This window comes from Actinotignum sp. UMB0459 (assembly GCF_051905915.1).
In the GTDB taxonomy this organism is placed as follows: domain Bacteria; phylum Actinomycetota; class Actinomycetes; order Actinomycetales; family Actinomycetaceae; genus Actinotignum; species Actinotignum sanguinis.
The window spans coordinates 85,393-97,494 of the sequence record NZ_JBQAIK010000017.1 but is presented as its reverse complement, the minus strand read 5'-3'; the positions used below and the strand labels follow the sequence as shown (position 1 = coordinate 97,494).

Here is a 12,102-nt window from a genome sequence, read left to right as displayed (position 1 = left end):
GTGGTGAAGCTGAATGGTGGTCAAGCCGGATGCGGGGTGCCAAGACGTGACGATTATTCGCGCGCGGGTGGAAGAATAAAGTGCTCGCCAGGATAAATGAGATCGCTATTCTCGATGGTATTGGCCGCGGCGATGGCGTGTACGTAGCTGAGGATATCCGCGTCGCTCGCGCCCGCGCCGAGGTGAGTAGCAGCGATATCCCAGAGAGTATCCCCGGGCTGCACCATGTAGGCCGGCGCTGGTGCGGCCCGCGGTGCATTTGGCGCTTGCAGGTCCGGGGTGCGGATAGCGGCGGCCGGTCCGGCCAAAGGACTCCCAGCAGAAGGCACGGGCGGGTGCAGATAGTAACCACCTGCCGCGTCTCGATACGAGACATCACCGAGTAATTCATCAGGGTTCACGCGGAAAATCCCGGTGGGATCTGCACTGGGCGCAGGTGGTGAGGTGAGGAGAGCGGAATAATCACCACCCCATCCGATATCAACGGCGCTACTAGAATCTGGCTCTGCGGCCCATGCCCCGGGTACGGACACCAGCGTCGTGGCGAGGGTGCTGGTGAGAGCAGCGCGGAAACGGTGTCCGCCGATGCGGCGGGCGAGGCGGGTGACGGCGTCGTCTTTCCCACGGGTGAAACGCGCAACCGCGCAATAGCAGAGGGTGAGCCGCGCGCACGCCAGGCACGCGACGATGCATACGCCCACGGTGAGAATCCCGGTGAGCTGGGCGACGCTCCCGGGCGGGGCATGCAGGCGGGCCGTCGCGACCGCGAAAAATGCGGACGCGAGCCCTGCGAACGCTGATAGTAGCGCTTTGATCGTTGCCGACATCGTTAACCTCTTCGGTGGGGTTTCCGGTCAGGACCAAGAACCACGCGGTCCGTCCGTGATGAAGAACGGGTGGCACGCGGTTCTCACCGTGGTGGTATGAATAAATGTCCCGTGTGTATCAACTATTAATCAGCCGGGTATACCCAGCATCGTTTCCCTGTGGATAGCTCATATAAGAGACGGCGAGGAAAGAGGTCGATATCCACAGGCTGTGGATGGGGACTTGGCGAGTTGCGCGCCACCTGTCACACTGACACCACGGCGCGAGCAGTCTTGACCGGGCCGCGATGGCGGTCATATTTGCTCGCTCCCACTTGCTCCCATTTGCGTCCGGTCGCGAATATTCGCGGTCACGTGCACAGAATCGGATAAGGAGGGCAGATGCGTGAGAAAACGGGGGCGCGGTGGAAAGATCCGCGCCTGGCAGGAGGAGTGGCACTGATTGCTGCCGGTGCGCTCGCGGGGGCATATGTGCTGCGCGGTCCGGTTACTGTCCCTGTTTATCGGGCGACCGAAGCGGTGGTTCCCGGTACGCCTTTGGACCAGGCTGGGCTCGCGGTGGTCGAACTTCCAGCCGGGCTTGCTGATGCCTATATTCAGGCAGGTCACGCGGGTACCGTTGGGCGCACGATTTATCCTGGTGAATTGGTGGAAAAGTCAGCTTTGCGCATATCGGGGGAGCGGGTGGTGGCGATGCTCCCTCTCAACGGCGCGCTCCCCGCAGCTTTGGTGCGCGGCGCGCAGGTGCAGCTGTGGGCCCTTCCGGCCCCGGGTAGCGCCGCGGAAAAAGCCCCCGCCCGGCTTATCTCCCGAGAGGTCATTTTCGCGGGAACGGTCAGCGACTCGCATTTCGCGGGCACGGCGGCGGTGGAAGTACATATCCCGCGTGCTGAGCTCGGGATCGCACTGGAGGAAGTCGCGGCGGGCTCCTCGTTCACGCTGGTAGGTGAGGTGCAATGAGCACGAACCCCGACCCCGGTTTTCTGGTGGCGATCTGGGGGAGCGCGGGGGCACCAGGGCGTTCTACTTTGGCGCGTGATCTTTCCTGGGTACTGAGCGAGCGGCACACCGTGCTGCTGGTGGACGCGGATACCCGCAACCCCTCCTTGGCCCAGCTCATGGATTTGGGTGAGGAACCGTCCGGGCTTATCGGGGTGGCGCGCGCGTTGCATACCGGCGATGCTATTGAGGAGCAACTTCCGCGTTATATTCGGCACGTGCGTAGCGGGCCACGCGGTACCTTGCACTTTCTCCCCGGTCTTAACCACGGTGGGCGCTGGCGTGAACTGACGGGGCCCGGTATGGGTGGGCTCTGGGATAAGCTCCGCCCCTTCGCGGAGATCACCATCGTCGATTGTGCCGCGGAACTTCCCGCTTTTCTTGACGATGCAGGTGTTCACGCGGGTAGATACCCCCTACCGCATGAGCACAACCAGCTAGGGCGGCGCAAACACCACAGGGAGGAAGCCGGGGCTGCGGGCGAGCGCGATAGCGTGACTCTCAGCGCCCTCCGCGCTGCGGACCTCGTTGTGGTTGCGTGCCGCGCCGGACCGGTGGGTTTGCGCCGCGGCGTGGAGTCGTGGTGGCAGGCCCGGGCGGTAGCCCGTGCGGCCGTGCCGGTAGTTACCCGTGCCGGTCTGGAAGATCGCTTTGCTTTTGCCGAGCTCGCGGAGGAAGAGCTACCCGCCGTGGTGGGGGTGCGCGACGACGGCGCCCGTTACTCACGGGCCGAACGGGCCGGCATAAGCGTGGTGGCCTTAGCCCCTCGCAGTGGGGCGAGCCGGGATGTGCGGCGGCTGGGGCGTGCTGTTCTAGATTGTCGCGGTAGATGCGGTGAGTAGACTGGACGCATGAGGATTTATCTTCCGGCTACTCCTGCCGATGTGGCGTTGTCCGTGCTTTCCGGGCGTGTGGTGCACGCGGCAACGGAGGCTCTGGCGCGTGAAGTAAATGATGAAGATCGTGACTACCTCGAGGCTATTGCTTTCAATGCCGCCGCGGACGATTCTTTGCGTGCCGTCTTTGCGGTATTCGCCGGGAAGGCCGATCACCAGTTCGGGGTAGTGCTGCCGGAACGAGGTGGCTTGCGCCCGCGCCGAGTCGTGATTGCCGCTGAGGTGGCACCTGAGAAATGCCGAGATCTTGCCCAACCGGAAGAGTATTTGCCCACTGCCCTGGAGCTTTCCGAAGGGCTCTCCTGGGATGAGGTGGTCTCCATCCACGTGGACGGAGCAGACATGGAAGCATATGTGTTGGCAGGGCCAGATGACGAGTCCGCTTTCGAGGTGCTCGCCGAGGAAGACTTGCTCTGGTATGACGTTTCCGAACGCCTTGAGCTAGCCCTCGACCTGGGTGCGGCGGTGCAGGCTTAGGGCCCGATAGGTGCGTGATATTGATTCCTACCCGGGCCGAGCACGCAAGCGCTCATGCACACGCGGGGCCGGTCAGGTGGGCGGTCAGGTGGGGCTGATCAGTGCAGCCGGTGCCAGCTGCGTTAGGCAGTCACGCGTATATGTGACGTGCCGTCGTCCCCCGGGATAACAGAGATGCGTTCGCTGATCATCTGTTTCATTTCGGATACGTGGGAAACAACCCCCACGGTGCGCCCGTTTTTCCCTAGGCCATGCAGCACCCCCATGACCTGATCGAGTGCTCCGTCGGAAAGCGAACCGAAGCCTTCGTCAATGAGGAGGGTGTCAAGGTGGATCCCACCGTTTTCCGCGCGCACCACTTCCGCCAGGGCGAGGGCCAGGGAGATAGACACATAGAACGTTTCCCCTCCCGAGAGCGTGCGAACGGAGCGCTGGACCGGTTCGGGGCCGGCGTGGTCAATAACAGCCAGCCCGAGACCGGTTTTCGACTGGTGACTGCCTTTCTCCTTTTCGTCCGTTCGGATGAGTTCAAAACGCCCGAGCGAAATATCAGCGAGCTGCTCATTAGCGACATCCACTACCTGTTCGAAACGGTGTTGCAACACGAAGGTTTCCAGGGGCACTTTCGTGACCGATTCGGGACCTGCGGTAGCTAAGGAAGCTAAACGCACAACCGCTCCGGAGTGTTCACGCACCGCCCGCCACGCTTGTAGATCCCGCTGGGTGGTATGTAGGCGTTCTCGCCCGGAGCGGGCCTGATTCTCCGCCCGGGTGGCGTGTGCCCGCGCTTCTTGAGCAGCGTGGCGTGCCAGCGCACTGGCTTCTTCCGCTTCCGTGACATCAGCCCGGGCATTTTCGGGAAGCTCAGCGAGCTCCGGTTCGGCAAGTTTGCTCTGAACATCGCGGCATTCCTCAGCAAAGGCGGTGATGGAATCCTGAAGGTGTGCTTCTTCCGCATCGTTGAGCACGGCAGCGTTCACCGACTCGGCATCCGCGAATTCAGTGCCGGCCAGAGCCGCCGTGAGTTCTTCGCTGCGGGTCTGTTCATCTTCACGTGCCGTGAGCATCCCGCTGGCCGCAGTGTTCCACGCATCCTGGGCTTCGCGCAGCGCGTCAAGAGCCGTGCGGCGTTCCGCGATAGAAGCAAAGCCGGCGTATTCCGCGCTGAGGCGCGCGAGTTGCGCGCTGATATCACGGGTACGGGAGGTATTCTCAGCCTCTAATTGGGTCACGTCGGTGCGTAATTGTTCCAGAGATGTTTCCCGCGAACTAGCTTGTTCAGCGAGCTGCGCGATTCGCTTCTCCACGTCGGTAACGCGTAACGCTGCCTGCTGTGCCGCACTCAAGTCCGTGCGGGCGGCAGCTAGTTCCGCGCTGGCTACTTCCACGGTGGCATCCCCCGCCGCCGCACGTTGCTCAGTAAGCTGGGCTTTTATTTTCTCCACGTCAGCTAGGCAGGTGCTGTACTTTTCCCGGGCAGCTGAGGCTACTTCTTGGGAGGCTTTCACCTGCGCGGCGGTGGCACGGACAGTTTCCGGGGAAGCGGGCGCCGGGTGGGTGCACGATCCGCATACCGGGCAGGGTTCGTTCTCACGCAGTTGCCCCGCTAATTCACCGGCGGTGGACTGCACCCACGCATCGGTGATTTCCCGGGCGGTACTTTCCGCTTCCCGGACCCGGGTGAGAGCCTCAGCCAGGGCGGCGCTGGCTTCTACCTCCGCGCGTTCACTAGCAGCAACCCGCTCCAATACTTCGAGAAGTTCCGTGGCGCTGCGAGCCCGCTGCGCAGCAGCGGGCTCCCCACTGGCGATGGCGCGGGCCGTATCTAGTTCCTTCTCCATGGCTTCGCGTTCAGTTGCGGCGGCAGCTGCTTCATCGCGTAGTTTTTCCACCGAGCTGTGGAGTTCGACAATCTGTGCGGCAGCGCGGGTGGCTTCTTGCTGTTTGCGCTCTACTTCGTGTTCGGTACGCTCCAATTCGGCCAAGCGCCCGCTAGCTTCGCTTAGCTCCGTGACCGCACGCCGCCCGGATTCCACCCCGGCAGGGGTGATATCAGTAACGGGGCCATCAACCCGCCCGGTGCTCGCTCCAAATTTTGCGAAAGTAGCCACGAGGCGGGCCTGGGCTGCCGCGCAGGCGCCGGCGCAATCGCGGCTTTCTTGGCGAGCGCGCGCCAGCGCATGCACATACGGGAGTAGCGGGGTGGCGGCGCGGTGGGCCGCGAGGCGAGCGCGATCCGCGGTGATCGCATCTTCGCGTTCACCGAGCTGGCCGGCCCGGACGCGCAGCTCCTTGCGGCGTTCGATGCGGCTAGCCAGGGTGCGCTGCGCATTTTCGTGTTCCCGGGCCCGCTCAAATACGCCTTCTGCTTCTTCGGCCCGGGCGAGTGCATCGCTAGCGCGTTCCGCGGCAGCGGCGAGAGCCTGCTCCAGAGTGACGATCACCGTTTCACCTTCGGCTGGCAAATCGACCCCTTGGGCAGCGCCGATGAGGGAGCCACCCTCCGCGGGGGGAAGTTCCAGGGCGGTTGCGGTATTCGAGACAGCCCGCACGAAGGTTTCATGAGCGCTCGCAATAGCTCCGCGCGCTGCGCGGGCATGATCCGTGAGCCACTGGGTGACAGAACCAAAAACACGGGTGTCGAAAATTTGGGTGAGAAGCCGGGTGCGTTCTTGGCTTTCTAGCCGTAGAAATTCAGCGAACTTCCCCTGCGGGAGCACGATAGTTTGCAAGAACTGTTCCGCATTGAGCCCGAGCAGGTTGCTGATATACACCCCGACATCACGAGCTTTGGTAGCAATCGGGGTACCGCCGTCTATATCACCGAGGTCCACCGCGGTTTCGGAGAGCTTCCACAATTTCGCAGTGGCGGCGGTGGGGGAGGAATTACCCGGTTTCGTGAAGCTAGGGGTGCGCCGCACCCGGAATGTGCCCGCTTCGATGGTGAAAATAACGTCCGCGTAGCTGGTGGTGGAAGGAGCAACATGCGTGGAACGCAGGCGCTCGGTTGAACTTTCTTTCCCGCCGGCTACCGTACCGAAAAGCCCGAAAACGACGGCGTCAATAATGGTTGATTTGCCCGCTCCCGTGGGTCCTTCCACCAGGAAAAGACCGGATGCGCCCAGGGCATCAAAATCAATGACTTCCCGCCCCGCGAAGGAGCCGATACCTTGAAGTTCTAAGCGGCGCAGCTGCATGAGCTCTTACTCCTTTTCCCCGGTGCGAGCGGCTTCCCATGCCGCTACCATGACCTGATCTTCTTCCTCCGTAAGATCCCGGTGCCCACTTTCTGACATGAATTGGCGCAGCACGCTCAAAGCATCACGACGCCGGGTATCAGCTGCGCCGTGGCGGGTAGCGGCCGGATCTACCACGTGGCGAATTTCCAAAGCGTGCGGGAAAGCGGCCCGTACCCGGGTGGTCAGATCTGCCGGGCGGGCTGGATCGGTGACGAGAATGCGAGCGAATTTATCCCGATCATCACGATGCGCAGGACCGAGAACTTCGGCTAGTGGCGCTTCAATCGTGACGATGGGGCGCCATACCGGAGCGGGAATGAGTTCTTCTTCCACTAGCACTCCGCCTTCAAAAGTGAGAAGAACAGAAGATTTAGGCCTGGTTTCCGAGAAAGAAAAAGCGATAGGCGAGCCCGAGTAGCGCATGGGCGGCAGCTCGCTACATTCGCAAGCACCCGGTTCTGGTGCGCCGCCTACCCGCTGCGGAGAATGCAAATGACCGAGAGCCACGTAGCTGAGGCCCGGAGTGGCGCATTCCCCCGCACCACCCAGGGCGAAAAGCGCGGCGGGAACAACTTCCACCCCTCCCACGGAAATATCGCGTTCGGATTCACTGGCTGCCCCGCCGGCAACGAAGGCGTGTGCCATAGCGATACGTGCTAACGGTTTGCCGGCGTGCGGGCCGTGCTGGATATCCGCGGCAATGCGCCCCACAGCTGCGTGCATCACCGCGGCGTGCGAGCGCTCCAGCAGCTCCACACCCTCCGAATCATCCGAATTGCCCGCACCGGTGTGAGCATCACCGCCCGCCAGGCGGCGCCGTTCCACATCGGGATCCAAATAGGGAATGGGGTAGACCAGCGCTCCGAGATTCCCGGCGCGATCACGCAGCTCTACTGGCTGAGCGCAGCGCAGCGGATCGGTGCGAATAACAATGCGCTCCTGGAAAAGTTCCGCCCCGAATCCCAGGCGCTGGGGGGAATCGTGGTTCCCGGAGATCAAAATGACGGTGGTGAGCTGCGCGAGCCTACGTAGGGTGCGTGAAAAAAGCTCAACCATGGGAGCGGGTGGGACACTGCGATCATAGACATCCCCGCTGATAAGGAGGGCATCTACCTCACGTTCCCGCACGGTATCCACGACGTGATCTACCCACATCTCAAAGGCGGGAGTGAGATCCGCCCGGTGCAGGGTGCGCCCGAGGTGCCAATCGGAGGTGTGCAAGATCTTCATGGCTTCAGCCTACTGCCGAGCTACGACAAAAATTTTTAGGCTTCTGCCTGACCCCCGTTGACCGGGTCCTTATCCGACCACGGGAAGGCAATCCACGAGTCGGTGTGCAAATAGGCGTAATCGGGTTTGAGCACCGAGCGTGACTTTTCGTAGAGGACCGCCACGCGAATCTCCGTGGCGTACTCTTCGCAGAGTTCCTTGACGAAGCGGAGGGTACGCCCTGAGTCAGCGACGTCGTCGACAATTAAAACCTTTTTGCCCGCCATGCCGCGCACGTCACCGGACGGTTCCACCAGGCGCGGATCTTTGAGTGTGACCCCGATACCGGTGTAAAACTCGACGTTGAGGACGAGCATGCTCTTGAGGTCTAAAGCGTAGGCAATCGCACCGGCGGGAAGCAGTCCGCCGCGGGCCACGCTCACGATAATGTCCGGGCGGTAGCCGGAATCCCAGATGTCGCGGGCGAGTTCGCGGGTGACCTCACCGAACCGCTCCCAGGTGAGAACTTCGCGCGCGGGCGCACTGGAAGACGCACTGGTAGACGCACTGGCAGGCGCACTAGCAAGCGCACTGGCAGGCACGCCGGCCGGCGCGCCCGCGGGGAAGCCCTCGTTCTCGATTAGCGGCTCGGCCTTATCACTGCGTCCCACAGTTCCTCCTTCGGCTAGTTTCGGCTATCCGGGCGCGTCTCTTCCCCGCCGCCCGGCTGCATATGTGTCTCATTAATAATTGCTTGGGCGGCCGCGTGCAACTTTCCATTGGTCACCAGCGCGCTTCCCCACCAGGGGCCCGGCTTGCCCTCCAGCGAGGTGAAGGTTCCCCCGGCCTCTTCCACGATCGGCACCAGCGCGGCCATATCGTAAACATCCAAGCCCGGTTGCGCGGCAATATCGAAGGCGCCCTCGGCGAGCAACATATAGGGCCAGAAGGCCCCGTAGGCACGAGTGCCCCAGGTGGCGCGGGCGAAAGCGATGAGGGTGGCCATGCGCCCGGTTTCATCCCAGCTGGAGAGGGAAGAAAAACCGAAAGCAGCCCGGTCCATTCGATCAATATCGGAGACGCGCAGGCGCTGGGGTGCGCCCCCGTTTTCACTCAGCCATGCCCCGCCGCCGCGGCTCGCCCACCAGCGCCGCCCGAGTGCGGGAGCCGACGCCATACCGGCCACCATCTTCCCATTTTCCTCCACGCCGATGAGAGTGGCCCAGACCGGGTTGTGGCGCACGTAGTTGCGGGTGCCGTCAATCGGGTCAATGATCCAACGCCGCGGGGCGTGCTCAAGGCTGCCGCCTTCCTCTTCACCGTAGACGGCGTCCCCGGGGAAATCCCGCTCCAGGTACTCGCGGATGAGTCGCTCAGCGGCCCGATCCGCGTCGGATACCGGCGAATTATCGGGCTTCGTATCCACGGTGAGGCGGCGGCGTTCATAACGGTCCAGGGTGAGGGCATCCACGGCATCCGCAACGGTGTGCAGAAAGGCGATAGTGGCGCTAGCATCCATTTATTTCTCCCATTCTTCAAAGCAGCGCGAGGCGAGCACGCGGCGTAAGGAACCCACCCGCTCGCGCAGGCGTGGATCGGTGAGGGTATCGAGGGCGCATTCGGGTTCGGTAGCGGCATGGCTGCATCCGCGCGGGCATTCCAGCGCGGTTTCTTCCAGGTCGGGGAAGCCGTGGAGGATATCGGTGGCGTCCAGGTGGGCCAGCCCGAAGCTGCGCACCCCCGGCGTATCAATGAGGTGCCCACCACCGGGGAGCGGGAAAGCAATGGCGGAGGTGGAGGTGTGCCGGCCTTTTCCGGTCACCTCATTGACGTGCCCGGTTTCGCGTGCGGCGGCCGGCACCAGCGCATTGAGAAGAGTGGATTTCCCCACCCCGGAATGACCCACGAGCACCGTGGTTCGCCCGCGCAGCGCCGCACGCACTGCGTCCAGGCCCGCTTGCGTGGCAGATTCCCCGCAAGACGCAGCGGCGGCGTCGCCCCGCAAAGCTGTTGCAAGAATCGGTACCCCGAGCGGTTCGTAATACGCGCGCAAGGCATCCGGGCACGCCAGATCCGCTTTGGTAAGAATAAGGAGCGGATCCATCCCGGCATCGTGCGCGGCCACCAGGCAGCGGTCAATCATGCCGCGCCGCGGTTCGGGTTGCGCGAGCGCCGCCACGATCGCCATCTGATCCGCGTTTGCCACGATGGTACGTTCGCGTTCGTTTCCTTCGTCCGTGGAACGCGTGAGTTGCGAGCTGCGTTCCTCGATAAAAACGATGCGGGCCAGGGTGTCCTTGCGCCCGGACAGGTCACCGGTCAGGCGTACTTTATCTCCAACGACGACGGCGCCCCGGCCCAATTCCCGCGCTTTGACCGCAATGATGCGGGTGCCGTGGTTCATGAGCACGGTGTAGCGCCCGCGGTCAATGGTGATGACCTGGCCGAGGGGCCGGTCGGAGTAATCGGGCCGAATCTTCGTGCGCGGCCGCGAGCCCTTTCCGGGGCGCACCCGCACGCGCGGATCGTCGGTACCGATATCCCTCATCGGCCCACCAGGTCTGTCCACATATGGGCGAAACGCGGCATGGTTTTCCCGGTGGTGGCAATATTTTCCACGCGCAGTCCGGGGATGCGCAGGCCGAGGATCGCCCCGAAAGTTGCCATGCGGTGATCCTCGTAGCTGCGGATGACCGGGCCTTCGCCCGTGGCTCGCGGGGCCGGCCCACCCGCCCCGCTCGGCACCGCTGGCGGGGTGATGATAATGTCATCGCCTTCTTCGCGGGCGGGAATTCCCACGCCGCTCAGTTCCGCCGTGATCGCGGCCAGACGGTTGGTTTCATGCCCGCGTAACTGCCCGATATTGCGCAGCGCGCTCGGCCCGGTCGCAAAAGCCGCCACCGCGGCGATTGTGGGCGTGAGCTCGCCTACATCGCTGAGATCAGCGTCAAGCGGGGCAATGTCCCGCGGCCCGGTGAGTTCGAGGACGCCATCCGCGCGTAGGTGGGCGCGCGCTCCCATGGCCGTGAAAATATCGACGATCTGCGCCCCGGGTTGGGTGGTGCGTTCCGGCCAGCGCGGAATTTCCACGGTTCCACCCGTGACCATAGCGGCGGCCAGGAAGGGGGATGCGTTGGAAAGATCCGGTTCTAACACCACTGTTCCCAGTTGCGGTATGCCAGGGTGCACATGCCATTCCACCGCCGGGTGCTCGCGATCCGCAGGCGCCCCGCCGGCCGCGAATTCTTCAACCTGAATACCGGCCCGGCGCAGCACGTCCACCGTCATGGCCAGGTGGAAAGCGGAAGGAACCTTGGGCCCCACCGAGCGCAGCACCAGTCCGCCTTCGCAGCGCGGACCCGCCAGCAGCAGTGCGGAAATGAATTGCGAGGAGGCGGAGGAATCAATCTCCACCGTTCCTCCGGCCAGATGCCCCTGTCCGTGGACCCGCACCGGGAGGACCGCCCGCCCGGCGCTATCGCTGGCGGCATCAACCTCCACTCCCAGGTCACGCAGGGCCCGCACGACCGGGTCCATGGGGCGCACGCGGGCGGCGTCGTCGCCATCAATCACAACCTCACCGCGCGCGAAAGCGGCCAGCGGCGGTACGAAACGCATGACCGTGCCGGCGAGCCCCGCGTCGATGGTGGCGCCGTGGAGGGGAGCGGGGGAAATATCGAGAATATCCTCAGCTTCGGTCGCGCCGCGCTGCCAGGCCACCCCCACACCCATATCCGCGAGGGCGCGGGCCATGAGCTCGGTATCGCGGGCGCGCAGGGGAGCGACGATACGCCCCGCCGTGCCGGCTTCCCCCAGCGCGGCGGTGATGAGGAAACGTGCCATAAGCGATTTGGACCCGGGAACGTCCACGCTGCCGCGAACGGGGGATGGGTGGAACGGTGCTGGCCACAGGTCAGTCATTTAGGAACGCTTCGCCTCTCTGATTTGTTCGCGTGCTTGTGCCCGCACATCCGCGAGCTCATTGCGCTGATCGCGCCATTCGGAGACACGGTACCCCAGGGAAGGCTTGCCCTTGCGATCCGTCCACGCCAGCGCGGCGCCGCCGGCCAGCCCGAGCGCGCCGAGCAGCCCGCCCAGCACCTCGCGACGTTCGCTCTTTTCAGCTGCCCAGACCGGGTGATTGGCCAGGGCTACCGGGATTTGGGTGAGGGCGAGCGCAGCTCCGGACAGGCGCTGGAATTTGCCGATGGAAAGGAAAGCCCCGCCGATAAGCTGGACGGCGCCCAGCGCGCGAGTGAGAGTGGTGGTGTCAACGGATTCGAGATCAACCCCGGCCATGCCGGCAAGGCCGGCGATGTTCTCCACCCGTTCCTGGTGGTCCTCGGGGTGGCGTACCGCGGACAACCCTTGTGCGATAAAGGGCGCGGCGAGCAGGGGCCGCGCGAGGAATCGAATCATACCCATACCTATATTGTTACACTAAATCGGGGAATA

At 63.6% G+C, this 12,102-nt stretch carries 11 protein-coding genes; 3 read left to right on the top strand and 8 right to left on the bottom strand.

What is annotated here, in order from left to right; genetic code table 11:
- Positions 1-53: 53 nt before the first annotated feature.
- Complete coding sequence (locus ACTFPK_RS06655; RefSeq protein ID WP_274732401.1) at positions 54-827, bottom strand: LysM peptidoglycan-binding domain-containing protein; 774 nt, start codon at positions 825-827, stop codon at positions 54-56.
- A gap of 381 nt (positions 828-1,208) precedes the next feature.
- Between ACTFPK_RS06655 and ACTFPK_RS06650 the strand changes: the two genes are divergently transcribed.
- From ACTFPK_RS06650 to ACTFPK_RS06640, 3 genes are read left to right on the top strand one after another with little or no spacing between them, the layout of a single operon-like run.
- On the top strand, positions 1,209-1,787 hold the full coding sequence (locus tag ACTFPK_RS06650; RefSeq protein ID WP_274732402.1) for a hypothetical protein: 579 nt from the start codon (positions 1,209-1,211) through the stop codon (positions 1,785-1,787).
- Entirely contained in the window at positions 1,784-2,668 is an 885-nt protein-coding gene (locus ACTFPK_RS06645) for a hypothetical protein (RefSeq protein WP_274732403.1), read from the top strand. The genes ACTFPK_RS06650 and ACTFPK_RS06645 overlap by 4 nt, the downstream gene beginning before the upstream one ends.
- A gap of 9 nt (positions 2,669-2,677) precedes the next feature.
- The gene (locus ACTFPK_RS06640) at positions 2,678-3,199 is read left to right on the top strand and encodes a DUF6912 family protein (protein ID WP_274732404.1); all 522 of its coding nucleotides are present in this window, start codon (positions 2,678-2,680) and stop codon (positions 3,197-3,199) included.
- 122 nt (positions 3,200-3,321) lie between these two features.
- Here ACTFPK_RS06640 and ACTFPK_RS06635 read toward each other — a convergent pair whose 3' ends face one another.
- Genes ACTFPK_RS06635 through ACTFPK_RS06605 form a run of 7 tightly spaced genes read right to left on the bottom strand, consistent with a single transcriptional unit; the run spans position 3,322 to position 12,072 of the window.
- Positions 3,322-6,396, bottom strand: a complete 3,075-nt coding sequence (locus ACTFPK_RS06635; RefSeq protein WP_274732405.1) for an AAA family ATPase — start codon at positions 6,394-6,396, stop codon at positions 3,322-3,324.
- 6 nt (positions 6,397-6,402) lie between these two features.
- Positions 6,403-7,668, bottom strand: a complete 1,266-nt coding sequence (locus ACTFPK_RS06630) for an exonuclease SbcCD subunit D (RefSeq protein WP_274778307.1) — start codon at positions 7,666-7,668, stop codon at positions 6,403-6,405.
- 35 nt (positions 7,669-7,703) lie between these two features.
- Positions 7,704-8,318: a phosphoribosyltransferase gene (locus ACTFPK_RS06625; protein WP_274732407.1), complete on the bottom strand. Its 615-nt coding sequence runs from the start codon at positions 8,316-8,318 to the stop codon at positions 7,704-7,706.
- A 14-nt stretch (positions 8,319-8,332) separates the two neighbouring features.
- Positions 8,333-9,166: an inositol monophosphatase family protein gene (locus ACTFPK_RS06620; protein WP_439911349.1), complete on the bottom strand. Its 834-nt coding sequence runs from the start codon at positions 9,164-9,166 to the stop codon at positions 8,333-8,335.
- The gene (gene rsgA, locus ACTFPK_RS06615) at positions 9,167-10,195 is read right to left on the bottom strand and encodes a ribosome small subunit-dependent GTPase A (RefSeq protein ID WP_439911347.1); all 1,029 of its coding nucleotides are present in this window, start codon (positions 10,193-10,195) and stop codon (positions 9,167-9,169) included.
- Entirely contained in the window at positions 10,192-11,568 is a 1,377-nt protein-coding gene (aroA, locus tag ACTFPK_RS06610) for a 3-phosphoshikimate 1-carboxyvinyltransferase (RefSeq protein ID WP_016441765.1), read from the bottom strand. Before aroA ends, rsgA begins: the two co-directional genes overlap by 4 nt.
- Entirely contained in the window at positions 11,569-12,072 is a 504-nt protein-coding gene (locus ACTFPK_RS06605) for a DoxX family protein (RefSeq protein ID WP_039898130.1), read from the bottom strand.
- Positions 12,073-12,102: the final 30 nt, after the last annotated feature.

Excerpts from the sequence above, each read along its gene's own strand:
- ACTFPK_RS06655 (WP_274732401.1), bottom strand. The coding sequence starts at position 827 with ATGTCGGCAACGATCAAAGCGCTACTATCAGCGTTCGCAGGGCTCGCG.
- ACTFPK_RS06650 (WP_274732402.1), top strand. The coding sequence starts at position 1,209 with ATGCGTGAGAAAACGGGGGCGCGGTGGAAAGATCCGCGCCTGGCAGGA.
- ACTFPK_RS06645 (WP_274732403.1), top strand. The coding sequence starts at position 1,784 with ATGAGCACGAACCCCGACCCCGGTTTTCTGGTGGCGATCTGGGGGAGC.
- ACTFPK_RS06640 (WP_274732404.1), top strand. The coding sequence starts at position 2,678 with ATGAGGATTTATCTTCCGGCTACTCCTGCCGATGTGGCGTTGTCCGTG.
- ACTFPK_RS06635 (WP_274732405.1), bottom strand. The coding sequence starts at position 6,396 with ATGCAGCTGCGCCGCTTAGAACTTCAAGGTATCGGCTCCTTCGCGGGG.
- ACTFPK_RS06630 (WP_274778307.1), bottom strand. The coding sequence starts at position 7,668 with ATGAAGATCTTGCACACCTCCGATTGGCACCTCGGGCGCACCCTGCAC.
- ACTFPK_RS06620 (WP_439911349.1), bottom strand. The coding sequence starts at position 9,166 with ATGGATGCTAGCGCCACTATCGCCTTTCTGCACACCGTTGCGGATGCC.
- rsgA (WP_439911347.1), bottom strand. The coding sequence starts at position 10,195 with ATGAGGGATATCGGTACCGACGATCCGCGCGTGCGGGTGCGCCCCGGA.
- aroA (WP_016441765.1), bottom strand. The coding sequence starts at position 11,568 with ATGACTGACCTGTGGCCAGCACCGTTCCACCCATCCCCCGTTCGCGGC.
- ACTFPK_RS06605 (WP_039898130.1), bottom strand. The coding sequence starts at position 12,072 with ATGGGTATGATTCGATTCCTCGCGCGGCCCCTGCTCGCCGCGCCCTTT.